Source organism: Pseudomonas sp. A-B-19, from assembly GCF_019947515.1.
In the GTDB taxonomy this organism is placed as follows: domain Bacteria; phylum Pseudomonadota; class Gammaproteobacteria; order Pseudomonadales; family Pseudomonadaceae; genus Aquipseudomonas.
The window spans coordinates 360,893-387,266 of sequence record NZ_JAGYGN010000001.1 but is presented as its reverse complement, the minus strand read 5'-3'; the positions used below and the strand labels follow the sequence as shown (position 1 = coordinate 387,266).

Genomic DNA, 26,374 nt, shown 5'->3' with positions numbered 1-26,374 from the left:
TTAAGCTGGCCACCGTTTTTCGCCAATTGGAGTGTTTCATGTCTCGCCGCCTTCCCGTGTTTCTGCTGCTTGCATTGCTGCCTGTATGGCTGGCCGCCAGTTATGGCGCGCGTTATGGCTTCATGGAGGATGCGCAGTGGGTTGGCATTTGCGTGGATGAGGCAAGTCGCTGGGAATGTCAGGTGCGTTCGAACCTGGGGCTGATGATCCACTTCGGGGTGCTGGGCTGGGCTGGGCTGGGTGCGGCGATCATCGGCTTTGTCGTGCCGGGGCGGGCAGGCTGGTGGTTGGCAGCGCTGGCGCTGATGTTCGGTTTTCCGGCGCTGGCGTTGTACAACACGACGCTGGCGGTGTTTGCGGTGGTGATAGCGGGGTTGCGGTTGGTCAGGGCTTCTCGCAGCGCCTGATAGTCCGTCATCGCGAGCAAGGATCTTTGTCGTACACAAACTCTGTGTTCACTGAAGATCTACTGTGGGAGCGAGCTTGCTCGCGATGAGGCCAGTCGGGTCGCTAAAGAATCAAGCTATACGAACCCGCAGGCAACGCCACAACGCAGCCACCATCAACACACTCACCAGCGCCCAACCCCAGGCCTGTTGATTCTGCAAACCTTCACGAAACAGCTGCGGCGCAATGCCGGCACCTATGATGAAGGTCAGCAACGCAACTTCGCGGCGTGGCACATTCACCGGGCGACACAGATAAACCAGCGCAGGCACGATGAACGCGACGCTCGGGAAGCTGCGATAACGCGGATCGAACACCAGTTCCAGCATCATCACGGCTGCAGCGAAACCTGCCGTTGCAACCAGCCAGCCAGCACGACCCTCCAGTAAAATGAAAGCCCGTCCACGCCATCCGTTACGCGTACTCAACGTCAGTGCGGCATGGGCCAGCACCAGCAGATTCAGCGCGGTCAGCAATCCGACCCACAGCCATTCACTGGTAAAGCGCGTGGTAACCCGTGCCAGATCGCCCCATGCACCAATCGAGCAGGCTGCCAATGCGCCGAGCAGGGGCAGCACCAGCGCCGAACGCGTCGTGCGAACCCGGCCGCCAAGCAACAGCGTGCCAATGAAGATCAGGCCACCCACCGCCAGCCATTGCGACCAGTAGGGAACGTTGGTCACGGGCCCGGCCAGCACGCCCTTGTCCTGGCGATCGGCATCGAACAGCCCCCAGTAACCACCCACTGCACCTTCACTGGCGCGTTTCCATGGCTGGTCGAAGGCTTCGATCAGGTTGTAGTGCCAGCCCCGTTGCTCGGCCATGGCGACAAAACCGCGAATGAACCTGGCTTCGTTGACCCGGCTCGGCAGGGCCGTTTCGCGTTGGCGACCTTCGCTGGGCCAGCCGGTCTCGCCGATCAGTACATCCTTGGGCGCGAACTTGTTGCCGAACACCTGGCGTACTTCGGCTACATGTTGCAGGGCGGCGTCGATGTTCGATGGATCATCTTCCCAATACGGCAGCAAATGGATGGTCAGGAAGTCCACGGCGGGGGCGATTTCCGGGTGCTTGAGCCAGAACTCCCAGACGTCGGCATAGGTGACAGGTTGTTTGACCTGGCTTTTGACCTTGTTGATCAGCTTCGCCAATTGCGCGCCGGTGACTTCCTTGCGCAACAGGGCTTCGTTGCCGACGATCACCGCGCTCACCACATCCGGGTTGGCATTGGCCGAGGCGATCAGCAGGTCGACTTCTTTTGCCGTGTCCACCGGGTTGCTGTTCACCCATGCGCCGATCATCATTTTCAAGCCGTGCTTGCGCGCCAGTTCCGGCAGGGCTTCGAGGCCGGTCATGGAATAGGTGCGGATGCATTCGAAGCTTTTGGACAGCAGCGCGAGGTCGGCGTCCATGCGCTCGGGGCGCAGGTTGAATGGCACATCGAACGGCGATTGGTCTTTGTCGAACGGCGTGTAGGACGCGCATTGCAGCTTGTGCGTTGCGCTGGCCGCGTCCGGCAATATCAGCGGTTTGCCGAGGCCGTACCAGAAGCCGCCCAGGGCAAACAGCCCAAGCAGGCAAGCGAATAGATAAGCAGCAAAAGGGAAGCGGGATGTCGCGGACATGGAAAGGCCGTGTGGGAGCAAAGCCGCGCATGTTACCTGCATTTACCGCGTGCTTGGTGGCCCGCATGATTTTGACATGCAATGTTCGGGCGGAGTCTGCGATGTGTTGGTCGCGCTCAGGATTAATGGCGTTCTGATGTCGTTTCTCGTTGCCTCGATGTCGCTGGCAGAGCAGGTCGCCAAGAGCGTCAGGTTGATCATCGAAGGCGTCAGTACTCCGCTGATGTTCGAACGAGTTTGCGGGTAGGCGTGATGGGGGCGCTGTGCACCATAACAATACGTTTAAGCGGCTCGGCATCCGTCGAGCGCAGCACTTTCGGGGAAGTAACGATGAAGATGCGACGACTCTTGGGCGCAGGTGCCGCTTTGGTGCTGGCGATCAGTTCTACCGTGGCCAGTGCCGCCGGCAAGGAAGTGACGATCGGTTATGTCGACGGCTGGTCGGACAGCGTTGCCACGACCAACGTGGCCGCGGAAGTGATCAGGCAGAAACTCGGTTATGACGTCAAGCTGCAAGCCGTCGCCACCGGGATCATGTGGCAAGGCGTGGCCACCGGCAAACTCGACGCCATGCTGTCGGCCTGGCTGCCAGTGACCCACGGCGATTACTGGACGAAGAACAAGGATCAGGTCGTCGATTACGGCCCGAACTTCAAGGACGCGAAAATCGGCCTGATCGTACCGGAGTACGTTAAAGCCAAGTCCATCGAAGATCTGAAAACCGACGATAGCTTCAAGAACCGTATCGTCGGCATCGACGCCGGTTCAGGCGTGATGCTCAAGACCGATCAGGCTATCAAGGACTACGACCTGACTGGTTATCAACTCAAGGCCAGTTCCGGTGCCGGCATGATCGCCGAGCTGACCCGTGCCGAGAAGAAAAACGAATCCATCGCGGTGACCGGCTGGGTGCCGCACTGGATGTTCGCCAAGTGGAAACTGCGCTTCCTCGAAGACCCGAAGGGCGTGTACGGCGCGGCTGAAACCGTGAACAGCATCGGCAGCAAAGGCCTGGAGGCCAAGGCACCGGAAGTGGCCAAGTTCCTGAAGAACTTCCAGTGGGAATCCAAGGATGAAATCGGCCAGGTGATGCTGGCGATCCAGGACGGTGCCAAGCCTGAAGCGGCGGCGAAGGATTGGGTCGCCAAACACCCTGAGCGAGTGGCTGCCTGGACTAAATAACAGGCACCTTGCTTTACCCTGTGGGAGCGAGCTTGCTCGCGATTGCGGTGTAACAGACAACAACGATGTTGGATGTTATGGCCCTTTCGCGAGCAAGCTCGCTCCCTCAGTTGTTTTGTACATGCCGGAAATTGGCGAATCCGTCATGTGGTTCTAAGACTAAGGTCGTCTGGAACCTGTCCCGCAGCCGCATAGAGTGGATACCGTTCCAACTAAATCTGTGCTGCGAGGATAAAAACAATGAACGACAGCATTTACCTCTCGATTCAAAACAGCTCGCGTTTCAAGGAGCTGGTTAGCAAGAGGGAACGATTCGCCTGGATTCTTTCGGCGATCATGCTAGGGCTTTACTCTGCCTTCATCCTTTTAATTGCTTACGGGCCGCAAGTGCTGGGGACGAAAATCAGCCCCGAGTCTTCGATTACCTGGGGCATACCGATCGGCGTCGGGCTTATTGTTTCCGCCTTCGTCCTGACCGCTATCTACGTACGACGTGCCAATGGCGAGTTTGACGACCTGAACAATGCGATTCTCAAGGAGGCTCAGCAATGATCCGGCGTCTACTGGCTCTATTGAGCATCGCGGCGTTTGCACCGGGCGCCTGGGCGGCTGAAGCCCTGACCGGTGAAGTGCAAAAACAACCTCTCAACGTCGCCGCGATCCTGATGTTTGTCGTGTTCGTGGGGGCGACCCTGTGCATTACTTACTGGGCCTCCAAGCGCAACAAGTCGGCGGCCGACTACTACGCGGCGGGCGGCAAGATCACCGGGTTCCAGAACGGTCTGGCGATCGCCGGCGACTATATGTCGGCCGCCTCGTTCCTGGGGATTTCCGCGCTGGTGTTTTCTTCAGGCTATGACGGGCTGATCTATTCGATCGGCTTCCTGGTGGGTTGGCCGATCATTCTGTTCCTGATTGCCGAGCGTCTGCGTAACCTGGGCAAGTACACCTTTGCCGACGTGGCGTCCTACCGCTTGGGGCAAACCCAGATCCGCACACTGTCGGCCTGCGGCTCGCTGGTGGTGGTGGCGTTCTACCTGATCGCCCAGATGGTCGGTGCCGGCAAGTTGATCCAGTTGCTGTTCGGTCTCGACTATCACGTCGCGGTGATCCTGGTGGGCGTGCTGATGTGCCTTTACGTGTTGTTCGGCGGCATGCTGGCGACCACCTGGGTGCAAATCATCAAGGCTGTCCTGCTGCTGTCCGGTGCTTCCTTCATGGCGCTGATGGTGATGAAACACGTCAACTTCGACTTCAGCCTGCTGTTTTCCGAAGCGATCAAGGTTCACCCTAAAGGTGAAGCGATCATGAGTCCTGGTGGCCTGGTGAAAGATCCGGTCTCGGCGTTCTCCCTCGGCCTGGCACTGATGTTCGGTACCGCTGGCCTGCCGCACATCCTGATGCGCTTCTTCACCGTGAGTGACGCAAAGGAAGCCCGCAAGAGTGTTCTGTACGCAACCGGCTTCATTGGTTACTTCTACATCCTGACCTTCATCATCGGCTTTGGCGCAATCCTGCTGGTCAGCACCAACCCGGCCTTCAAAGACGCGGCCGGCGCGTTGCTCGGTGGCAACAACATGGCGGCGGTGCACCTGGCCAACGCGGTTGGTGGCAGCATTTTCCTGGGCTTCATCTCGGCCGTAGCGTTCGCGACCATTCTGGCGGTGGTTGCCGGTCTGACCCTGGCCGGTGCGTCGGCGGTGTCCCACGACCTGTATGCCAGCGTTATCAAGAAGGGCAAGGCCAACGAGAAGGATGAGATTCGCATTTCGAAGATCACCACCGTTGCTCTGGGTGTGCTGGCCATCATTCTGGGCATTCTGTTCGAAAGCCAGAACATCGCGTTCATGGTCGGCCTGGCGTTCTCCATTGCGGCGAGCTGCAACTTCCCGGTGCTGCTGCTTTCCATGTACTGGAAAAGGCTGACCACTCGGGGTGCGATGATCGGCGGCTGGATGGGCCTGATCAGTGCCGTAGGCCTGATGATCCTCGGCCCGACCATTTGGGTGCAGATCATGCACCACGAGAAAGCCATCTTCCCGTATGAGTATCCGGCGTTGTTCTCGATGATGATTGCTTTTGTCGGGATCTGGTTCTTCTCGGTTACTGACAAGTCGACTGCGGCTGACAAAGAGCGGGCGCTGTTCTTCCCGCAGTTTGTTCGTTCGCAGACGGGGCTTGGGGCGAGTGGGGCGGTTTCGCACTAAGCGTTTGGGTTTGACTGTTTAAGTTGTGTTGAATGGAAATGCCCTGGTCGAGAGATCGGGGCATTTTTTGTTGGGCGGTAATCGACCCGAATTTCGTGGATGTACCCGATTTACTGAAGGAGCTGGCTTGCCAGCGAAGGCGGCCTATCAGCCAACATCAATGTTGGATGTACTGGCCTCATCGCGAGCAAGCTCGCTCCTACAGGTTCGGTGTCATTCGAATAATTTGTGTTCGACGCAAATACTGTGGGAGCGAGCCTGCTCGCGATGGCGGTTTGCCGGCCGATCGAAATTCTGCAGTGAACTCAATCAGCAACCAGGCCGGCCGGTAGGCCGCCTCGGGTGCTTTTGCGGTGTACGCCCCCTCGTGAGGCCGAGTGGAGGTTCTGCGCAGTTGGCAACCCGGCATGGATGCCGGGTTAGCCGCCCCCGGCCATGGATGGCCGATGGCGGCGGGCCCACGGAGCAGGACCGGAGCGAGGGCATGCCGAGCCTAGGCGAGGCACCGAATGTAAGGGGCAAAGCGCTTTGGTTACTTTCGCGCTCTTCGAAAGTGACCCGCCGTAAGGGCGGAACCAATAGCGGCCGTTACCTAAATAATGGATATGTACCCGACCAAAGCGCACAAACAAAAACGGCCTCCTGCTCTTTATATAAAAGCAGAGGCCGTTCCCGGTACAACTCAACACGCTACAGCAAGACAGCTCTTACTTGCGGTCTTCCAGCTTGGTGATGTCACGCGACTCGTAGCCGGTGTACAGCTGACGCGGACGGCCGATCTTGTACGGGCTGGAGAGCATTTCCTTCCAGTGGGAGATCCAGCCAACGGTCCGCGCCAGGGCGAAGATCACGGTGAACATGCTGGTTGGAATGCCGATCGCCTTGAGGATGATCCCCGAATAGAAGTCGACGTTCGGGTACAGCGAGCGTTCAATGAAGTACGGGTCGGTCAGGGCGATCTCTTCCAGGCGCATGGCCAGTTCGAGTTGCGGATCGTTCTGGATGCCCAGTTCCTTCAACACTTCGTCGCAGGTCTGCTTCATGACGGTGGCGCGTGGGTCGCGGTTTTTGTAAACGCGGTGACCGAAGCCCATCAGTTTGAACGGATCGTTCTTGTCCTTGGCCTTGGCAATGAACTTGTCGATGTTGGAAACATCGCCGATTTCATCGAGCATGGTCAGTACGGCTTCGTTTGCACCGCCGTGGGCAGGGCCCCACAGTGCAGCGATACCGGCGGCGATACAGGCGAACGGGTTGGCACCCGAAGAACCGGCAAGACGAACGGTAGAGGTCGAAGCGTTCTGCTCGTGGTCGGCATGGAGGATGAAGATCCGGTCCATGGCCTTGGCGAGTACCGGGCTGATCGGTTTGATCTCGCACGGGGTGTTGAACATCATGTGCAGGAAGTTTTCCGCGTACGACAGGTCGTTGCGCGGGTACATCATGGGTTGGCCCATGGAGTACTTGTAAACCATCGCTGCCAGGGTCGGCATCTTGGCAACCAGGCGGATCGCGGAGATTTCGCGATGCTGCGGGTTATTGATGTCCAGGGAGTCGTGGTAGAAGGCCGAGAGGGCGCCGACTACGCCGCACATGACAGCCATCGGGTGGGCGTCGCGACGGAAGCCGTTGAAGAAGGTCTTCAACTGCTCGTGAACCATGGTGTGGTTCTTCACGGTGCTGACGAACTGGGCCTTCTGTTCTGCGGTCGGCAGTTCGCCGTTGAGCAGCAGATAGCAGGTTTCCAGGTAGTCCGACTTTTCAGCCAGCTGTTCGATCGGGTAGCCGCGGTGCAGCAGGATGCCGTTGTCGCCGTCGATATAGGTGATCTTCGACTCGCACGAGGCGGTCGACATGAAGCCTGGGTCAAAGGTGAAACGGCCCGTGGCCGTCAGGCCCCGAACATCGATAACATCGGGACCAACGGTGCCGGTTAAAATGGGCAGCTCGACGGGGGCTGCGCCCTCGATGATCAACTGCGCTTTTTTGTCAGCCATGTGGCCTCCTATTTATGCTTGAAATCATCAGACAGACCCCCCACGCAGGGCCCGCACCACTATAGTGAGATAAATTCGAATGTCAATTTGCCTAAAGTCTTGCTCCAGAAGGCTTTAACCGGACTTTTTCCTCGAAATTGACTGCCATTTACGCCTTTTATGTCAGTTGCGCAATCAGCTGTTCGGGTTAGGTGTTTGCGTTGTCATTAGTAGCCTAACTGTCTATACTCGGCCACCGACCGCCAAGGGCTTTTGGGCCTGCTTTACTGGGGGTCGCATCCCTGGGTGGTGGTTACCTGACCAGTGCACTCCCCAACAACTTTGCCCTGATTGTTAGGGGCTCTTCAGTGTGAAAAAAAAGCCGTGAAAAGCCAACGACCTGTAAACCTAGACCTAAGGACCATCAAACTCCCCATCACCGGCGTTACGTCGTTTCTTCACCGTGTTTCCGGCATCATCCTCTTCCTGGGCCTTGGCTTCATGCTTTATGCATTGGGCAAATCCCTGGGTTCCGAGGAAGGTTTTGCCGACGTGAAGGCAACCTTGACCAGCCCGCTGGCCAAGTTCGTAGCATGGGGCCTCCTGTCCGCTCTTCTTTATCACCTGGTAGCCGGTGTGCGCCACTTGATCATGGATATGGGCATCGGTGAGACGCTGGAAGGCGGCCGCCTGGGCTCGAAAATTATCATCGCCGTTTCCGTGGTGCTGATCGTTCTGGCAGGAGTTTGGATATGGTAACCAGCGTTACGAACCTTTCGCGTTCCGGTCTTTATGACTGGATGGCGCAACGTGTGTCTGCGGTCGTTCTCGCGGCTTATTTCATCTTCCTGATCGGATACCTCGCGGTGAATCCGGGCATTGGCTATGAGCAATGGCACGGCCTGTTCGCCCACAACGGGATGCGTATCTTCAGTCTGCTGGCCCTGGTGGCCCTGGGCGCTCACGCCTGGGTCGGCATGTGGACCATCGCGACCGACTACCTGACGCCGATGGCGCTGGGCAAGTCCGCGACTGCAGTACGTTTCCTTTTCCAGGCAGTATGCGGCGTCGCGATGTTCGCTTACTTCGTCTGGGGTGTGCAGATTCTCTGGGGTATCTGATTCATGGCTAACATTCCAACGATTTCTTTCGACGCCATCATCATTGGTGGTGGCGGTGCCGGCATGCGCGCGGCGCTGCAACTGGCACAGGGCGGTCACAAGACTGCCGTGATCACCAAGGTTTTTCCGACCCGTTCGCACACTGTATCCGCTCAAGGCGGCATCACCTGCGCGATCGCGTCTGCTGACCCGAACGATGACTGGCGCTGGCACATGTACGATACCGTCAAGGGTTCCGACTACATCGGTGACCAGGACGCTATCGAATATATGTGTCAGGAAGGCCCGGCTGCCGTTTACGAGCTGGACCACATGGGCATGCCATTCTCGCGTACCGAGCAAGGCCGTATCTATCAGCGTCCGTTCGGTGGCCAGTCCAAGGACTACGGTAAAGGCGGCCAGGCTGCGCGTACTTGCGCTGCTTCCGACCGTACCGGTCACGCACTGCTGCACACCCTTTATCAGGGCAACCTGAAAGCCGGTACCGTGTTCCTGAACGAGTACTACGCTGTCGATCTGGTGAAGAACGGCCAAGGCGAGTTCGTCGGCGTGATCGCCATCTGCATCGAAACCGGCGAAACCACCTACATCCGTGCCAAGGCCACCGTACTGGCCACCGGCGGTGCAGGTCGTATCTACGCTTCGACCACCAATGCCCTGATCAACACCGGTGACGGTGTTGGTATGGCGCTGCGTGCCGGCGTGCCGGTACAAGACATTGAAATGTGGCAGTTCCACCCGACCGGTATTGCCGGCGCTGGTGTACTGGTTACAGAGGGTTGCCGTGGTGAAGGTGGCTACCTGATCAACAAGCACGGCGAGCGTTTCATGGAGCGTTATGCTCCGAACGCCAAAGACCTTGCCGGTCGTGACGTTGTTGCCCGTTCGATGGTTAAAGAGATCATTGCCGGCAACGGTTGCGGTCCGAATGGCGACCACGTAATGCTCAAGCTCGACCACCTGGGCGAGGAAGTGCTGCACAGCCGTCTGCCAGGCATCTGCGAATTGTCGAAGACTTTCGCGCACGTTGACCCGGTTGTCGCTCCGGTTCCGGTTGTTCCGACCTGCCACTATATGATGGGCGGCGTTGCCACCAACATTCATGGCCAGGCGATGACCCAGAACGCCGATGGCGTGGACGAGATCATTCCTGGTCTGTTTGCGGTAGGTGAAGTGGCTTGCGTATCGGTTCACGGTGCCAACCGTCTGGGCGGCAACTCGCTGCTCGACCTGGTGGTATTCGGCCGTGCTGCCGGCCTGCACCTGGAAAAGGCGCTGACCGACGGTATCGAATACGACGACGCCACCGACGCTGACATCCAGGCAGCCTTGTCGCGCCTGTCCGCTCTGAACGAGCGTACCGAAGGCGAAGACGTGGCTACCCTGCGTCGCGAGCTGCAAAACTGCATGCAGAACTACTTCGGTGTATTCCGTACCGGCGAATACATGCAGAAGGGTATTGCCCAGCTGGCTGATCTGCGCAAGCGCATCGCCAACGTGAAGATCAACGATAAGTCGCAGGCGTTCAACACTGCGCGTATCGAAGCGCTGGAACTGCAGAACCTGCTGGAAGTGGCCGAAGCCACCGCCATCGCTGCAGAAGTACGTAAAGAGTCCCGTGGTGCTCACGCCCGTGAAGACTTCGAAGACCGTGATGACGAAAACTGGCTGTGTCACACCCTGTACTTCCCGGGTGACAAGCGCGTGACCAAGCGTGCCGTGAACTTCTCGCCGAAGACTGTTCCGACTTTTGAACCTAAGATTCGGACTTATTAAGGGTGGCCGCCATGTTGAAAGTCAGCGTTTATCGTTACAACCCTGATCAGGACGCCGCGCCGTTCATGCAGGAATTCCAGGTCGATACCGGTGGTAAAGACCTGATGGTGCTGGACGTGCTGGCCCTGATCAAAGAGCAGGACGAGGGTTTTTCCTATCGTCGCTCTTGCCGTGAAGGTGTTTGCGGTTCCGACGGCATGAACATCAACGGCAAAAACGGCCTGGCGTGCATCACGCCGCTGTCTGCTGTCGTAAAAGGGAACAAGTTGATCGTTCGTCCTCTGCCAGGTTTGCCGGTTATCCGTGACCTGGTCGTCGATATGAGCATCTTCTACAAGCAATACGAAAAGGTTAAGCCATACCTGCAGAACGACACGCCGGCTCCGGCCATCGAGCGTCTGCAGTCCCCTGAAGAACGTGAAAAGCTCGACGGTCTGTACGAGTGCATCCTGTGCGCCTGCTGCTCGACCTCTTGCCCGTCCTTCTGGTGGAACCCGGACAAGTTCCTGGGTCCGGCTGCCCTGCTGCAAGCGTACCGCTTCCTGGCAGACAGCCGTGATACCAAGACGTCCGAGCGTCTGGCTTCGCTGGATGACCCGTTCAGCGTATTCCGCTGCCGCGGGATCATGAACTGCGTCAACGTATGTCCGAAAGGCCTGAACCCGACTAAGGCCATCGGTCACATCCGTAACATGTTGCTCTCGAGCGGCGTGTGATTCAGCTGCTGTACCCAGCTGTTGCAGATGTAGTACCGCTGTACCCGTAGATGCTACGGCGCAGGCTTCAACCGGCGCCGTAGTTTTAACCTGGGCAGCAGCTTAAAAGGCTGCGGCTCTTATTTTGAAGAAATGAGACAAGCAGGGGCATCCGGGCTGGTACCCGGACTATCAGTGTGATCCTAGTGGCTTGTTTTGGTCGCTGCATTCGGACTTCTGCAAGTTTGCTCGGTGTCGACGCCGATGGTGTTCCCCTAACCGAGGGTGACCAAGCATGCAAGAAAGCGTGATGCAGCGCATGTGGAACAGTGCCTACCTATCCGGTAGTAACGCTGCCTATGTGGAAGAGCTTTACGAGCTCTACCTGCACGACCCTAACGCTGTGCCAGAAGAGTGGCGCACCTACTTCCAGAAGTTGCCTGCTGACGGCAACTCTGCCACCGATGTTTCGCACTCCACAATTCGCGATCATTTCGTCTTGCTGGCAAAGAACCAGCGCCGCGCCCAACCGGTTTCCGCCGGCAGCGTGAGCAGTGAGCACGAAAAGAAGCAAGTTGAAGTGCTGCGATTGATCCAGGCCTACCGTATGCGTGGCCACCAGGCAGCCCAGCTTGACCCGCTGGGACTGTGGCAGCGTCCTGCACCTGCAGACCTGTCGATCAATCATTACGGCTTGACCAATGCCGATCTTGATACGACCTTCCGTGCCGGCGACCTGTTCATCGGCAAAGAGGAAGCGAGCCTACGCGAAATTCACGAAGCGTTGCAGCAGACATATTGCCGCACCATCGGCGCTGAATTCACGCACATCACCGATTCCGAGCAGCGCCAGTGGTTCCAGCAGCGTCTGGAAAGCGTGCGCGGTCGTCCGGTGTACTCCACCGACATCAAGAGCCACCTGCTCGAGCGCGTGACCGCCGGTGAAGGCCTGGAAAAATACCTGGGTACCAAATACCCGGGTACCAAGCGTTTCGGTCTGGAAGGCGGCGAAAGCCTGATTCCGATGCTCGACGAGCTGATCCAGCGTTCCGGTTCCTACGGCACCAAGGAAATCGTCATCGGCATGGCCCACCGTGGCCGTCTGAACGTACTGGTCAACACCTTCGGCAAGAACCCGCGCGAGCTGTTCGACGAGTTCGAAGGCAAGAAGAAGGTCGAGCTGGGTTCCGGTGACGTGAAATACCACCAGGGCTTCTCGTCCAACGTGATGACCTCCGGCGGTGAAGTTCACCTGGCCATGGCGTTCAACCCGTCCCACCTGGAAATCGTTTCCCCGGTGGTCGAGGGTTCGGTTCGCGCCCGTCAGGACCGTCGTAACGATCCAACCGGTGAGAAGGTTCTGCCGATCTCCATCCACGGTGACGCTGCGTTCGCAGGTCAGGGCGTGGTCATGGAAACCTTCCAGATGTCGCAGACCCGCGGTTTCAAGACCGGCGGTACCGTGCACATCGTGATCAACAACCAGGTCGGTTTCACCATCAGCAACCCGCTGGACTCGCGCTCCACCGAGTACGCGACCGACGTTGCGAAAATGATCCAGGCGCCGATCCTCCATGTGAATGGTGATGATCCGGAAGCCGTATTGTTCGTGACCCAGCTGGCCATCGACTACCGCATGCAGTTCAAGCGTGACGTGGTGATCGACCTGGTCTGCTACCGTCGTCGTGGCCACAACGAGGCTGACGAACCTAGCGGCACCCAGCCACTGATGTATCAGCAGATCACCAAGCAGCGCACCACCCGTGAGCTGTATGCCGATCGTCTGACCCAGGGCGGTGTGCTGGACGCAGAGCGTGTTCAGGCGAAAGTCGATGAATACCGCAACGCGCTGGACAACGGTCTGCACGTCGTGAAAAGCCTGGTCAAAGAGCCGAACAAAGAGTTGTTCGTGGACTGGCGTCCGTATCTGGGCCACGCCTGGACCGCGCGTCACGACACTCGTTTCGACCTCAAGACCTTGCAGGAACTGTCCGCCAAGCTGCTGGAAATCCCGGAAGGCTTCGTGGTTCAGCGCCAGGTTGCGAAGATCTACGAAGATCGTCAGAAGATGCAAGCCGGCGGCCTGCCGATCAACTGGGGTTACGCCGAAACCATGGCGTACGCGACCCTGGCGTTCGAAGGTCACCCGATCCGCATGACTGGCCAGGACATCGGCCGTGGTACGTTCTCGCACCGTCATGCCGTGTTGCACAACCAGAAAGACGCGGGTACCTACATCCCGTTGCAGAACCTGTACGACGGTCAGCCACGTTTCGACCTGTACGACTCGTTCCTGTCCGAAGAAGCGGTGCTGGCGTTCGAGTACGGTTACTCGACCACCACGCCGAATGCCCTGGTTCTCTGGGAAGCCCAGTTCGGCGACTTCGCCAACGGCGCCCAGGTCGTTATCGACCAGTTCATCACCAGTGGCGAGCACAAGTGGGGCCGTCTGTGCGGTCTGACCATGCTGCTGCCGCACGGTTATGAAGGTCAGGGTCCGGAGCACTCCTCGGCTCGTCTGGAGCGTTACCTGCAGCTGTGCGCCGAGCACAACATTCAGGTGTGCATGCCGACGACGCCGGCTCAGATCTACCATTTGCTGCGCCGCCAGGTGATTCGCCCGCTGCGCAAACCATTGGTAGTCCTGACTCCGAAGTCGCTGCTGCGCCACAAGCTGGCCATCTCGACGCTGGAAGATCTGGCCGAAGGTTCGTTCCAGACCGTTATTCCGGAAATCGATGCCCTGGACCCGAAAAAGGTCGAGCGCGTTGTTCTGTGTAGCGGCAAGGTCTACTACGACCTGCTGGAAAAACGTCGTGCCGAAGGTCGTGACGACATCGCCATCGTGCGTATCGAGCAGTTGTACCCATTCCCTGAGGACGACTTGAAAGAAGTCCTGGCGCCTTATACCAACGTCAAGCATGCCGCCTGGTGTCAGGAAGAGCCGATGAACCAGGGTGCCTGGTACTGCAGCCAACACCACATGCGTCGCAGCATCAGCATTCTCAACAAGTCTCTCGTACTCGAGTACGCGGGCCGTGAGGCTTCTGCTGCACCTGCATGCGGTTACGCATCGATGCACGCCGAACAGCAGGAACAACTGCTGCAAGACGCCTTTACTGTTTAACGCCTTCGCGCACCTGAAACCGAATTTAAGGAACCACAGACAATGGCTATCGAGATCAAAGCCCCCACTTTCCCGGAATCGGTTGCCGATGGCACCGTTGCCACCTGGCACAAAAAACCGGGCGACGCCGTCAAGCGTGACGAGTTGATCGTCGACATCGAAACCGACAAGGTCGTGCTGGAAGTCCTGGCCACCGCTGACGGCGTGCTGGGCGCGATCATCAAGAACGAAGGCGACACTGTTCTGTCCGACGAAGTACTGGGCTCCATCGGCGAAGGCAGTGGCGCCACCGCTCCAGCCGCTGCTGCTCCAGCGGCTGCCGCTGCTCCAGCTGCCGCCGAAGGCGAAGACGATCCTGTTGCTGCTCCAGCTGCCCGCAAGCTGGCTGAAGAGAACGGCATCAACATCGCTTCCGTTGCCGGCACCGGCAAAGGCGGTCGCGTGACCAAGGAAGACGTGGTTGCAGCCGTTGCTGCCAAGAAAGCCGCACCGGCTGCCGCGCCTGCCAAGGCTGCCGCACCTGCCGCTGCTGCTCCGGTGTTCGCTGCTGGCGAGCGCATCGAGAAGCGCGTACCGATGACCCGTGTACGGGCCACCGTTGCCAAGCGTCTGGTTGAAGCTCAGTCGAACATGGCGATGCTGACCACTTTCAACGAAGTCGACATGACCGAAGTCATGGCGCTGCGTTCCAAGTACAAGGATCTGTTCGAGAAGTCCCACAACGGCGTGCGCCTGGGCTTCATGTCGTTCTTCGTGAAAGCGGCCACCGAAGCGCTGAAACGCTTCCCGGCTGTCAATGCGTCGATCGACGGCGGCGACATCGTTTACCACGGCTACGCTGACGTCGGCGTTGCAGTTTCCAGCGATCGCGGCCTGGTTGTACCGGTCCTGCGTAACGCCGAACTGATGAGCCTGGCTGAAATCGAAGGCGGCATCGCCACCTTCGGCAAGAAAGCCCGCGACGGCAAACTGTCGATGGACGAAATGACCGGTGGTACTTTCACCATCACCAACGGTGGTACTTTCGGTTCGATGATGTCGACTCCGATCGTCAACCCGCCACAAGCGGCCATCCTGGGCATGCACAACATCATCCAGCGTCCTATGGCCATCAACGGTCAGGTCGTTATCCGTCCGATGATGTACCTGGCACTGTCCTACGATCACCGTTTGATCGACGGCAAAGAAGCTGTGACCTTCCTGGTTACCATCAAGAACCTGCTGGAAGACCCGGCTCGTTTGCTGCTGGATATCTGATTTCGTTGCACGGGCCGCTCAGCGATGGACGGCCCTTCTGTAATGACCAGCTTCGTCCCACGACGGTCCCCAAAAGGGGTCGTCCGGTTTGATTCGAGAAGGAATGACACATGACTCAGAAATTCGACGTGGTAGTGATTGGCGCGGGCCCTGGCGGCTACGTGGCTGCCATTAAAGCAGCGCAACTGGGCCTCTCCACTGCCTGCATCGAGAAATACACCGACAAGGAAGGCAAACTGGCCCTCGGCGGTACTTGCCTGAACGTCGGCTGCATTCCATCCAAGGCCCTGCTGGACAGCTCGTGGAAATTCCACGAAGCCCAGGACGGTTTCGCGATCCACGGTATCAATCACGCTGGCGTGACCATGGACGTGCCAGCGATGGTCGGCCGTAAAGCCAACATCGTCAAAGGCCTGACCTCCGGCGTTGCGACCCTGTTCAAAGCCAACGGTGTGACCTCGATCCAGGGTCACGGCAAGCTGCTGGCCGGCAAGAAAGTCGAAGTCACCAAGCCAGACGGCTCGGTAGAAATCATCGAAGCCGAAAACGTCATCCTGGCTCCAGGTTCGCGTCCGATCGACATTCCGCCAGCTCCGGTTGACCAGAATGTGATCGTCGACTCCACCGGCGCCCTGGAATTCCAATCCGTGCCTAAGCGTCTGGGCGTGATCGGCGCTGGCGTGATCGGTCTGGAACTGGGTTCGGTCTGGTCGCGTCTGGGTGCAGAAGTGACTGTCCTGGAAGCCCTGGACACCTTCCTGATGGCAGCGGACACCGCTGTTTCCAAGGAAGCGCTGAAAACCCTGACCAAACAGGGTCTGGACATCAAGCTGGGCGCTCGCGTAACCGGTTCCAAAGTGAACGGCGACGAAGTCGTGGTTAACTACACCGATGCCAAGGGCGAACAGAACATCACTTTCGACAAGCTGATCGTAGCCGTTGGTCGCCGTCCGGTGACCACTGATCTGCTGGCTGCCGACTGCGGCGTGACCCTGGACGAGCGCGGTTTCGTGCACGTCGACGATCACTGCGCCACCACTGTACCGGGCGTTTACGCCATCGGTGACGTGGTTCGCGGCATGATGCTGGCGCACAAGGCCTCGGAAGAGGGCATCATGGTTGTCGAGCGCATCAAGGGCCACAAGGCCCAGATGAACTATGACCTGATCCCTTCGGTTATTTATACTCACCCGGAAATCGCGTGGGTCGGTAAAACCGAGCAGGCCTTGAAAGCTGAAGGCGTTGAAGTTAACGTCGGCACCTTCCCGTTCGCAGCCTCTGGCCGTGCCATGGCTGCCAACGACACCGGTGGTTTCGTCAAGGTCATCGCAGATGCCAAGACAGACCGCGTATTGGGCGTCCACGTGATTGGCCCAAGCGCTGCAGAACTGGTTCAGCAGGGCGCGATCGGTATGGAATTCGGCACCAGCGCTGAAGACCTGGGCATGATGGTTTTCTCCCATCCGACCCTGTCTGAAGCCTTGCACGAAGCTGCTTTGGCAGTGAATGGCGGCGCCATTCACATCGCCAACCGCAAGAAGCGTTAAGACATAATAAGAAACCACGGCGGTTTGGCCCGTCGTGAGCCTTGCATGCAAGACTCACCGCGGAATATCCGCTGGACGCAGTCTTGCGTGGCTGCACCGGGTATCCGGAAAGGCCATGCAAGCAGCAGTCACAGGTGGTGCGGCACTTGAATGAGTGCAGCACCGAATGCGCAGTACCTAACGAAGACGGTAATAAGCATGAATCTTCACGAGTATCAGGGTAAGCAGCTGTTCGCTGAGTACGGCCTGCCAGTTTCCACCGGTTACGCGGTAGACACCCCGGAAGCAGCAGCAGAAGCTTGCGACAAAATCGGCGGCAGCGAGTGGGTTGTCAAAGCCCAGGTCCACGCCGGTGGTCGCGGTAAAGCGGGCGGCGTAAAGCTGGTTCGCAGCAAAGAAGACGCCAAGGCCTTCGCACAGCAGTGGCTGGGCAAGCGTCTGGTGACTTACCAGACTGACGCCAATGGTCAGCCAGTCACCAAGATCCTGGTTGAATCGTGCACTGATATCGCTAAAGAGCTGTACCTGGGCGCTGTCGTTGACCGTTCGAGCCGTCGTATCGTGTTCATGGCTTCCACCGAAGGTGGCGTGGACATCGAGAAAATCGCTCACGACACTCCAGAAAAAATTCTGAAAGCCACTATCGATCCACTGGTTGGCGCTCAGCCATTCCAGGGTCGCGAGCTGGCATTCCAGTTGGGTCTGGAAGGCAAGCAGGTTGCCCAGTTCGCCAAGATCTTCGTGGGTCTGGCCAAGCTGTTCAAGGATCACGACCTGGCTCTGCTGGAAGTGAACCCGCTGGTGATCAAGGCTGACGGCGATCTGCACTGCCTGGACGCCAAGATCAACATCGACGCCAACGCCATGTACCGTCAGCCTAAGCTGAAGACTTTCCACGATCCGTCGCAGGACGATCCGCGCGAAGCGCACGCTGCCAAGTTCGAACTGAACTACGTAGCGCTGGAAGGCAACATCGGTTGCATGGTCAACGGTGCTGGCCTGGCCATGGGTACCATGGACATCGTCAACCTGCATGGCGGCAAGCCAGCCAACTTCCTCGACGTGGGCGGTGGTGCTACCAAGGAACGCGTTACCGAAGCGTTCAAGATCATTCTGTCCGACACTAACGTCGCTGCAGTATTGGTCAACATCTTCGGCGGCATCGTTCGTTGCGACATGATTGCCGAAGGCATCATCGGTGCAGTGAAAGAAGTCGGCGTGAAAATCCCGGTTGTTGTTCGCCTTGAAGGCAACAACGCTGAGCTGGGCGCTAAAGTACTGGCAGAAAGCGGTTTGAACATCATCGCTGCTACCAGCCTGACCGACGCTGCTCAACAAGTCGTTAAAGCTGCGGAGGGCAAATAATGAGCGTCCTGATCAATAAAGACACCAAAGTTATCTGCCAGGGTATTACCGGTTCGCAAGGTAGTTTCCACACCCAGCAAGCCATCGAATACGGCACCAAGATGGTCGGTGGCGTAACTCCAGGCAAAGGCGGCACCGAGCATCTGGGCCTGCCAGTGTTCAACACCGTGAAAGACGCTGTAGCTGCCACTGGCGCCACCGCCAGCGTGATCTACGTTCCGGCTCCTTTCTGCAAGGACTCGATCCTGGAAGCTGCCTTCGGCGGCATCAAGCTGATCGTGTGCATCACCGAAGGCATTCCTACCCTGGACATGCTGGACGCTAAAGTTAAGTGCGACGAGCTGGGCGTAGTCCTGATCGGCCCTAACTGCCCAGGCGTGATCACCCCAGGCGAATGCAAGATCGGCATCATGCCAGGTCACATTCACTTGCCAGGCAAAGTCGGTATCGTTTCCCGTTCCGGCACCCTGACCTACGAAGCTGTGAAGCAGACTACTGACGCCGGTTTCGGTCAGTCGACTTGCGTCGGCATCGGTGGTGACCCGATCCCGGGTTCGAACTTCATCGACATCCTGAAGCTGTTCCAGGAAGACCCGAAGACCGAAGCGATCGTGATGATCGGTGAGATCGGCGGTTCGGCTGAAGAAGAAGCGGCTGCCTACATCAAGGCACACGTGACCAAGCCGGTTGTTTCCTACATCGCTGGTGTGACTGCTCCTCCGGGCAAGCGCATGGGCCATGCTGGCGCAATCATCTCTGGCGGCAAAGGCACTGCAGACGAGAAATTCGCTGCTCTGCAAGACGCAGGCGTTAAAACCGTGCGTTCGCTGGCAGACATCGGCAAGGCCCTGGCCGAGCTGACCGGTTGGGCTGTCAAGTAAGCCTCGTGCTTGGCTGACGCTTCACCAGGCAAAGGCCACCTTCGGGTGGCCTTTGTCGTTTCTGCAGAATCTGTAGGAGCCGGCTTGCCGGCGAATAAGGCGACGCGGTGTGTCAGGTATGGCGCTTTCGCTGGCAAGCCAGCTCCTACAAGGCGAAATTTCGTACGAAAACGCGACATGGAAATGTCGTGTATCGGATAGTTCGCCCTCAAACAGTGCGTTTATCGGCCAAATTCGTTAGTCTACGGGCCATTTTTGCGTCTGCGGCCCACAAGGCAGCAACGCGCTAAAAGGGTTGGTCTCATACGGACCGACAGCATTTCCCTCACCCATAGGGAAATCCCTCTCTAAATTCCGATTCAGTAGTGTGGTATTTCCTTAATGAAAGTGTTGAAAGGCCAGGACATCCTGGCGCTTGGTTTTATGACGTTTGCCCTGTTCGTCGGGGCTGGCAACATCATCTTCCCGCCTATCGTCGGTCTGCAGTCCGGGCCCAATGTCTGGATGGCGGCGCTGGGCTTTCTGGTCACCGCGGTCGGTCTGCCGGTGATCACCGTTGTTGCACTGGCCAAAGTCGGTGGGGCAATGGATGCATTGAGCAGCCCGATCGGTAAAGTGGCTGGCGGCCTGTTGGCGGCTGCCTGCTATCTGGCCGTAGGGCCACTGTTCGCGACGCCACGTACCGCCACGGTATCCTTCGAAGTGGGCCTGGCGCCACTGACCGGCGAGAGCCCGCTGGCGTTGTTCCTGTACAGTGCTGTGTACTTCCTGCTGGTGTTCTTCATCTCGCTGTATCCGGGCCGTTTGCTCGATACCGTGGGGCGCTTCCTCGCGCCGCTGAAGATCTTCGCCCTGGCCGTGCTGGGCATCGCAGCCTTCGCCCTGCCGGCCGGTGACATTGGCCATGCAACCCCTGAATACATGGCAGCGCCGTTTTCCCAAGGTTTCATCAATGGTTACCTGACCATGGATACCCTGGGCGCCCTGGTGTTCGGCATCGTCATCGTCAACGCCATCCGCTCCCGCGGTGTCGAGTCGCCAGCACTGATCACCCGTTACGCGATCATTGCCGGTCTGATTGCCGGTGTAGGTCTGGCACTGGTTTACGTCAGCCTGTTCCGCCTGGGTTCAGGCAGCCACGAAGTGGCCGCTGGCGCTACCAATGGCGCGGCGGTATTGCATGCTTACGTGCAGCACACCTTCGGTTCTCTGGGTAGTGGTTTCCTGGCCGTGCTGATTTCGCTCGCGTGCCTGGTGACTGCGGTCGGCCTGACCTGTGCCTGTGCCGAGTACTTCAGCCGAGTGCTGCCACTGTCCTACAAGACGCTGGTCATCATCCTTGCTGCATTCTCCCTGCTGGTGTCCAACCTGGGCCTCACCAAGCTGATTGCGTTCTCGATCCCGGTGCTCACCGCGATCTACCCGCCGTGCATCGTTCTGGTGGCGTTGAGCTTCTGCAAGGACTTCTGGCATGAGCAGGGTCGTATCCTCGGCCCGGTCATGCTGGTGTCGTTCGTCTTCGGCCTGATCGACGCCCTCAAGGGTGCAGGCCTGGCGGACTGGATGCCGACGCAAATGGCCCACCTGCCGCTGAGCGAGCAGGGCCTGGCCTGGCTGGTGCCGTCGGTGATGACACTGGTGGTCGCAGTGGTTTGCGATCGCCTGCTGGGCAAGCGCGCCGAAGCCTTGGCTTAAGTCGCTTCACGGCCCGCCACAAGCGGGTTTTGAGCAGAAACAGAAATGCCCCGTATCAATCGATACGGGGCATTTTTTATGGGATTGAGGCAGTGTCTTTTTTTCCGGGCTAACGTCGAAAGACTGCCAAACCCATTGTAGGAGCAGCCGGTCGACGCTCGATTGCTCGCGTAGGTCGTGAACTATGGCGCGTGATTTCTGGATAGGCGCGTTGCTCTCAGGTTCTTCGCGAGCAAGCTCGCTCCTACAAATACATCACAAGGACCTGCATGTCGTTCATCCACGCCAACCTGATCCACATTCTTGCCGCTTTCTGGTTCGTTATCTGCTGGGGCGGTTACACCCGCTATGCCACATGGAAGGGCCGTGATACGGCGTGCCTGGCCAGTGTTTTGCACCTTTATCGCGAAGACTGGATGCGTCGCATGCTGTTGCGCGACAACCGCATCGCCGATGCCAGCGTGATTGGCAACCTGGAGCGCAACGCTTCGTTCTTCGCCTCGAGTACGTTGATTATCCTGGCCGGTATTCTCACGGTGTTGGGGGCTTCGGAGCGGGCGGTATCGTTGCTGGCGGATATCCCGATGGTGCAGCAGGCTTCCCAGGGCATGTCGGAAATCAAGTTGCTGTGCCTGGCGCTGGTGTTTGTCTATGGGTTCTTCACGTTCAGCTGGTGCATGCGCCAGTACAACTTTGCAGCGATACTGGTGGGGTCGGCGCCGATGGTCGGTGAACGCCATGTGTCCGAACAGGAGCGCAAGGCCTTTGCAGCCCGTGCAGCCCGAGTCATCTCCATGGCCGCCAACCAGTTCAACTTTGGCCTGCGCTCTTATTACTTCGGCATGACCATGCTGGCCTGGTTCGTTAGTCCATGGCTGTTCATGTTGATGAGTGCCGGTGTGGTCTTCGTATTGTATCGCCGCGAGTTTCACTCCGACGTTCTCGATGTGATGGTCTATACCCCTACAGAGGCGCCATCGTCCGAGGTGAATAAAGAAGCTGCCTGATCGGGCGTCCGCGCTGGCTATCCAGCGTGTTACTGGAGGGATCTGGCTTGGCAGCGCAGTCTGGTTTAGCTGGTGGGATTAATCTGTTTTTTGTTGTTGATGATTAGTCCGACTTTTCGCACGATCTTTCTCTAATCGCTTTTTTGAAGACAAAAGAAAACCCGCACTTGGCGGGTTTTCTTTCATCACACAAAAATACGGATTAGTACTTAGGTGCTTGCGGAGCAGCTGGAGCGGCTGGAGCAGCCTCTTTTGGCGCTTCTGCGTTCGGTTCAGCCTGATCTTTGGCGGCTTCGGCGTTTTCTTTCGCCGCCTCGTTCACTTTATCCTGAGCTTCGTTCATTTTTTGCTGGGCTTGCTCAGCATGTTGGTTAGCATCTTGAGCTTTGTCCTCGGATTTTTTATCGCAGGCAGCGAGACCGAGGGAAGCGGTCAACATCAAGGCAATAGCTAAAGTCTTACGCATGGGGTGTTTCTCCTGATGAAAAGCATCTACTGGCCTTAAGAACCCAAGTATCAGCGTTAAGTTCCTTAATTCTTTCAGATATATAAGTTTGTTCTAATGCGGAACTTTTATCCGGACCTCCACTGCACTGTACGGATTTAAACAGGGGCTTTTATCAAATGGCTGAAAATCCCGTTTTTGAGCGTGCGACGCGCTTTCTGTCGGCGCTGCGACATTGTCAGGTACTTGGATTAAGCGTTCATAGCGCCAGCAGCGAAGGGCTGACGATTGTGCTGCCGTACAGCCCGCAGATCGTCGGCAATCCCGAAACCGGCGTGATTCACGGTGGGGCGCTGACCTCGCTGATGGACACGGCCTGTGGCATGGCGACGCTCTGCGTACTCCCGGAGTTCGAGGTCTGCCCGACCCTCGACCTGCGCATTGACTACATGCACGCAGCTGAGCCACATAAGGATGTCTACGGCCTTGCCCAATGCTATCGGGTCACCACCGACGTGATTTTTGCCCGTGGCTTCGCCTATCAGGACGACCCCGGGCAACCCATTGCCCATGTGGTGGGCACTTTCATGCGCATGGGCAAGGGCATCAAGGGTACCAAGGGCTTTGGTGGCGTGGTTGCCGGCGGTGCGCAATGAGTGAATCTCTGCAGGACCCATTGCACAAGGCCCACGAGCAGGGCGATTACGCCTCGCTGCTGGATTTGATTCCCTATGCCCGGCTGATCGGCGTCGAATGTTCACGGGTGGGAGATGAGTTGCTGTTCAAGCTGCCAGCGAACAAGGACAACATTGGCAACCCGTTGTTGCCGGCGATTCATGGCGGTGTGATCGCCGGATTCATGGAGTTGACCGCGGCGCTGCACCTGGTGGCGTTTACCGGAACGCCCGGGGTGCCGAAGATCATCGACTTCTCCCTGGATTACCTGCGCGCCGGGCAGTTTCGCGATACCTGGGCTCGATGCCAGGTTTGCCGTCAGGGCCGCCGGGTCGCCAACGTGGCGATTACCGCCTGGCAAAGCACTGAGGCCGAACCCATTGCCACGGCCCGCGCACATTTCAAACTCGAAGAGCCCTTGAAATCCTGAACGGAGCCCCAAACTCTGAGGACAACCCGCCGTCGACCCTCAGGTCGCGGCTTAAGCCATCTGATTGGAGTTTGATGACCATGAGTGTGGAAACTCAAAAGGAAACCCTGGGCTTCCAGACCGAGGTGAAGCAACTGCTGCATCTCATGATCCATTCGCTGTATTCCAACAAGGAAATTTTCCTTCGCGAATTGATCTCGAACGCCTCTGACGCAGTCGACAAATTACGTTTCGAAGCCCTGGCCAAGCCAGAGCTGCTGGAAGGTGGCGCTGAACTGAAAATCCGCGTGAGCTTCGACAAGGACGCTAAAACCGTCACCCTCGAAGACAACGGTATCGGCATGAGCCGTGAAGACGCGATCACCCACCTGGGCACCATCGCCAAGTCCGGCACCGCCGATTTCATGAAGCACCTGACCGGCGACCAGAAGAAAGACTCGCACCTGATCGGCCAGTTCGGTGTCGGTTTCTACTCCGCATTCATCGTCGCCGACAAAGTCGATGTGTTCAGCCGTCGTGCCGGCAGCGCTGCCAGCGAAGGGGTGCACTGGTCGTCCAAGGGCGAAGGCGATTTCGAAGTTGCAACCATCGACAAGGCCGAGCGCGGCACTCGCATTGTCCTGCACCTGAAATCCGGTGAAGACGAGTTCGCCGATGGCTGGCGCTTGCGCAACATCATCAAGAAGTACTCCGACCACATCGCCTTGCCGATCGAGCTGCCGAAAGAAGTGGCCGCTGCCGAAGGTGAAGAGAAGCCGGCCGTTGAGTGGGAAACCGTCAACCGCGCCAGTGCCCTGTGGACCCGTCCGCGTACCGAGATCAAGGACGAGGAGTATCAGGAGTTCTACAAGCACATCGCTCACGATTTTGAAAACCCGCTGAGCTGGAGCCACAACAAGGTCGAAGGCAAGCTGGAATACAGCTCGCTGCTGTACGTGCCGAGCCGCGCTCCGTTCGATCTGTACCAGCGTGAAGCACCGAAAGGCCTGAAGCTGTACGTGCAGCGTGTGTTCGTCATGGATCAGGCTGAGTCCTTCCTGCCGCTGTACCTACGCTTCATCAAAGGCGTGGTCGACTCCAACGACCTGTCGCTGAACGTGTCGCGGGAAATCCTGCAGAAAGACCCGATCATCGATTCCATGAAGTCGGCGTTGACCAAGCGCGTTCTGGACATGCTGGAAAAACTGGCGAAAAACGAGCCTGAGAAATACAAAGGCTTCTGGAAAGACTTCGGTCAGGTCATGAAAGAAGGCCCGGCAGAAGATTTCGCCAACAAGGAGAAAATCGCCGGCCTGCTGCGTTTCGCATCGACCCATGGCGACGATGGCGAGCAGGTTGTTGGCCTGGCCGAGTACCTGGCGCGCGCCAAGGAAGGCCAGGACAAGATCTACTACCTTACCGGCGAAACCTACGCGCAGGTCAAGAACAGCCCGCACCTGGAAGTCTTCCGCAAGAAAGGCATCGAAGTGTTGCTATTGACCGATCGCATCGACGAGTGGCTGATGAGCTACCTCAGCGACTTCGACGGCAAGAGCTTCGTCGATGTGGCGCGCGGTGACCTGGATCTGGGCAACCTGGACTCGGAAGAGGACAAGAAGGCTGCGCAAGAAGTCGCCAAGGCCAAAGAGGGTCTGGTCGAGCGTCTGAAGACCGCCCTGGGCGAATCCGTTGCGCAAGTTCGGGTGTCCCATCGCCTGACCGACTCCCCGGCGATCCTGGCCATCGGCGAGCAGGACCTGGGCTTGCAGATGCGCCAGATTCTGGAAGCCAGCGGCCAGAAGGTTCCGGATTCGAAGCCGATCTTCGAATTCAACCCGGCTCACCCGCTGATCGAGAAGCTCGACAACGAGCAGAGTGACGAGCGCTTCGGCGACCTGTCGCATATCCTCTTCGATCAGGCGGCGCTGGCGGCCGGTGACAGCTTGAAAGACCCGGCGGCCTATGTGCGCCGTCTGAACAAGCTGTTGGTTGAGCTGTCAGCTTAACCAGGTAGCAGAAAACCCGCTTCGGCGGGTTTTCTCATTCTGGTGTTCAAAAATCAGGAGTCAGAAATGAGCCAAATCACTGTACGTTCCGTTGCTTATCAGATTGACGGCCAGGCTTACGAAAGCCGTCTGGCCTTCGATGCCGACCAGAAAGGCCCGCGCCCGGGTTTGTTGATGGCGCCGAACTGGATGGGCGTCGGCGCCGGTGCGGAGGAGATCGCCAGGTCGGTGGCGTCCAAGGGCTATGCGGTGTTGATCGCAGACCTTTACGGTCAATCGGTTCGTCCGACAAACAATGACGAGGCAGGCGCGGCCATGATGCCGTTGAAGAATGACCGGGCGTTGTTGCGCAAGCGCATGCAGGTGGCGTTCGAACAGCTGCAAAGTCAGGGTGAAGTGGCTGTCGATACTTCGAAACTGGCCACTTTCGGTTTCTGCTTCGGCGGTTGCTGCGCCCTGGAGTTTGCTCGTACCGGCGCGCCGGTGAAAGCTGCGGTATCGTTCCACGGCACGCTGGACACGCCGAACCCGGCCGATGCGAAAAACATCAAGGGCAAGGTCCTGGTGCTGCACGGTGCCTCTGATCCACTGGTGCCGAAGGAGCAGTTGCCGGCGTTCGAAGATGAAATGAACGCCGCCGGGGTGGACTGGCAGTTGCTGAGCTACGGCGGTGCGGTGCACTCGTTCACCGACCCGCACGCCAATGTGCCGGGCATGATGATGTATGACGCGAAGGTCGCTACGCGCGCGTTCACGTCGATGCATAACTTGCTGGATGAAGTGTTCAAGGGTTGATTGCGGTTTTCAATTAACGCTTGGCCGGTGTAAGTGCCGGCCTCATCGTCGGAGCGCCGCCCGGAGCAAGCTCGCTCCCACAGTAGACCGAGTCGACCGCAAGAATTGCGTACGACACCATTCCCCTGTGGGAGCG

22 protein-coding genes and 1 pseudogene are annotated in these 26,374 nt (G+C 58.2%); 20 read left to right on the top strand and 3 right to left on the bottom strand.

What is annotated here, in order from left to right; all coding sequences use genetic code 11:
* The first annotated feature begins 38 nt into the window (after positions 1-38).
* Positions 39-407 (top strand): hypothetical protein, encoded by a 369-nt coding sequence (locus tag KGA81_RS01670; protein WP_223544289.1) that lies wholly within the window; start codon positions 39-41, stop codon positions 405-407.
* A 111-nt stretch (positions 408-518) separates the two neighbouring features.
* On the opposite strand, the gene KGA81_RS01665 is transcribed toward KGA81_RS01670, so the two are convergent.
* Entirely contained in the window at positions 519-2,114 is a 1,596-nt protein-coding gene (locus tag KGA81_RS01665; RefSeq protein WP_223544288.1) for a glycosyl hydrolase family 17 protein, read from the bottom strand.
* A 288-nt stretch (positions 2,115-2,402) separates the two neighbouring features.
* Between KGA81_RS01665 and KGA81_RS01660 the strand changes: the two genes are divergently transcribed.
* From KGA81_RS01660 to KGA81_RS01650, 3 genes are all read left to right on the top strand, one after another.
* Entirely contained in the window at positions 2,403-3,254 is an 852-nt protein-coding gene (locus tag KGA81_RS01660; protein ID WP_223544287.1) for a glycine betaine ABC transporter substrate-binding protein, read from the top strand.
* A 240-nt stretch (positions 3,255-3,494) separates the two neighbouring features.
* Positions 3,495-3,806, top strand: a complete 312-nt coding sequence (locus tag KGA81_RS01655; protein ID WP_223544286.1) for a DUF485 domain-containing protein — start codon at positions 3,495-3,497, stop codon at positions 3,804-3,806.
* A complete protein-coding gene (locus tag KGA81_RS01650; protein ID WP_223544285.1) occupies positions 3,803-5,461 on the top strand; it encodes a cation acetate symporter in 1,659 nt (552 codons plus the stop codon). The genes KGA81_RS01655 and KGA81_RS01650 overlap by 4 nt, the downstream gene beginning before the upstream one ends.
* A 707-nt stretch (positions 5,462-6,168) precedes the next feature.
* Here KGA81_RS01650 and gltA read toward each other — a convergent pair.
* Positions 6,169-7,458, bottom strand: coding sequence for a citrate synthase (gene gltA, locus KGA81_RS01645; protein WP_007977501.1), 1,290 nt, complete (start codon positions 7,456-7,458; stop codon positions 6,169-6,171).
* 363 nt (positions 7,459-7,821) lie between these two features.
* Between gltA and sdhC the strand changes: the two genes are divergently transcribed.
* From sdhC to KGA81_RS01585, 12 genes and pseudogenes are all read left to right on the top strand, one after another.
* Entirely contained in the window at positions 7,822-8,196 is a 375-nt protein-coding gene (sdhC, locus tag KGA81_RS01640; protein ID WP_033052382.1) for a succinate dehydrogenase, cytochrome b556 subunit, read from the top strand.
* Complete coding sequence (sdhD, locus tag KGA81_RS01635; RefSeq protein ID WP_095139417.1) at positions 8,190-8,558, top strand: succinate dehydrogenase, hydrophobic membrane anchor protein; 369 nt, start codon at positions 8,190-8,192, stop codon at positions 8,556-8,558. Before sdhC ends, sdhD begins: the two co-directional genes overlap by 7 nt.
* Positions 8,559-8,561: 3 nt before the next feature.
* Entirely contained in the window at positions 8,562-10,334 is a 1,773-nt protein-coding gene (sdhA, locus tag KGA81_RS01630; protein ID WP_223544284.1) for a succinate dehydrogenase flavoprotein subunit, read from the top strand.
* An 11-nt stretch (positions 10,335-10,345) separates the two neighbouring features.
* A complete protein-coding gene (locus KGA81_RS01625) occupies positions 10,346-11,050 on the top strand; it encodes a succinate dehydrogenase iron-sulfur subunit (RefSeq protein ID WP_108219935.1) in 705 nt (234 codons plus the stop codon).
* Positions 11,051-11,324: 274 nt separating this feature from the next.
* A complete protein-coding gene (locus KGA81_RS01620; RefSeq protein WP_223544283.1) occupies positions 11,325-14,156 on the top strand; it encodes a 2-oxoglutarate dehydrogenase E1 component in 2,832 nt (943 codons plus the stop codon).
* Between the two features lie 42 nt (positions 14,157-14,198).
* Complete coding sequence (odhB, locus tag KGA81_RS01615) at positions 14,199-15,413, top strand: 2-oxoglutarate dehydrogenase complex dihydrolipoyllysine-residue succinyltransferase (protein WP_223544282.1); 1,215 nt, start codon at positions 14,199-14,201, stop codon at positions 15,411-15,413.
* 110 nt (positions 15,414-15,523) lie between these two features.
* A complete protein-coding gene (gene lpdA, locus KGA81_RS01610) occupies positions 15,524-16,960 on the top strand; it encodes a dihydrolipoyl dehydrogenase (protein ID WP_108231346.1) in 1,437 nt (478 codons plus the stop codon).
* Between the two features lie 198 nt (positions 16,961-17,158).
* Positions 17,159-18,325 (top strand): ADP-forming succinate--CoA ligase subunit beta, encoded by a 1,167-nt coding sequence (gene sucC / locus KGA81_RS01605; RefSeq protein WP_007919879.1) that lies wholly within the window; start codon positions 17,159-17,161, stop codon positions 18,323-18,325.
* Complete coding sequence (sucD, locus tag KGA81_RS01600; protein WP_007919877.1) at positions 18,325-19,206, top strand: succinate--CoA ligase subunit alpha; 882 nt, start codon at positions 18,325-18,327, stop codon at positions 19,204-19,206. Before sucC ends, sucD begins: the two co-directional genes overlap by 1 nt.
* A gap of 381 nt (positions 19,207-19,587) precedes the next feature.
* A complete protein-coding gene (gene brnQ / locus KGA81_RS01595) occupies positions 19,588-20,901 on the top strand; it encodes a branched-chain amino acid transport system II carrier protein (protein ID WP_223544281.1) in 1,314 nt (437 codons plus the stop codon).
* Between the two features lie 269 nt (positions 20,902-21,170).
* On the top strand, positions 21,171-21,908 hold the full coding sequence (locus KGA81_RS01590) for a DUF599 domain-containing protein (RefSeq protein ID WP_223544280.1): 738 nt from the start codon (positions 21,171-21,173) through the stop codon (positions 21,906-21,908).
* An 18-nt stretch (positions 21,909-21,926) separates the two neighbouring features.
* Positions 21,927-22,043 (top strand): annotated as a pseudogene (locus KGA81_RS01585) (MAPEG family protein); the annotation flags it as partial.
* Between the two features lie 67 nt (positions 22,044-22,110).
* Here the strand turns inward: KGA81_RS01585 and KGA81_RS01580 are convergent.
* Positions 22,111-22,374, bottom strand: a complete 264-nt coding sequence (locus KGA81_RS01580; RefSeq protein ID WP_223544279.1) for a hypothetical protein — start codon at positions 22,372-22,374, stop codon at positions 22,111-22,113.
* A gap of 158 nt (positions 22,375-22,532) precedes the next feature.
* Here KGA81_RS01580 and KGA81_RS01575 point away from each other — a divergent pair, with 158 nt between their 5' ends.
* From KGA81_RS01575 to KGA81_RS01560, 4 genes are all read left to right on the top strand, one after another.
* Positions 22,533-23,009, top strand: a complete 477-nt coding sequence (locus tag KGA81_RS01575; protein WP_223544278.1) for a PaaI family thioesterase — start codon at positions 22,533-22,535, stop codon at positions 23,007-23,009.
* Positions 23,006-23,458: a PaaI family thioesterase gene (locus KGA81_RS01570; protein WP_223544277.1), complete on the top strand. Its 453-nt coding sequence runs from the start codon at positions 23,006-23,008 to the stop codon at positions 23,456-23,458. Before KGA81_RS01575 ends, KGA81_RS01570 begins: the two co-directional genes overlap by 4 nt.
* 80 nt (positions 23,459-23,538) lie before the next feature.
* Positions 23,539-25,443 carry a molecular chaperone HtpG gene (gene htpG / locus KGA81_RS01565; RefSeq protein ID WP_223544276.1) on the top strand — a complete coding sequence of 635 codons (1,905 nt, stop codon included), beginning with the start codon at positions 23,539-23,541 and terminating at the stop codon, positions 25,441-25,443.
* Between the two features lie 66 nt (positions 25,444-25,509).
* Positions 25,510-26,238 carry a dienelactone hydrolase family protein gene (locus KGA81_RS01560; RefSeq protein ID WP_223544275.1) on the top strand — a complete coding sequence of 243 codons (729 nt, stop codon included), beginning with the start codon at positions 25,510-25,512 and terminating at the stop codon, positions 26,236-26,238.
* Positions 26,239-26,374 lie beyond the last annotated feature (136 nt).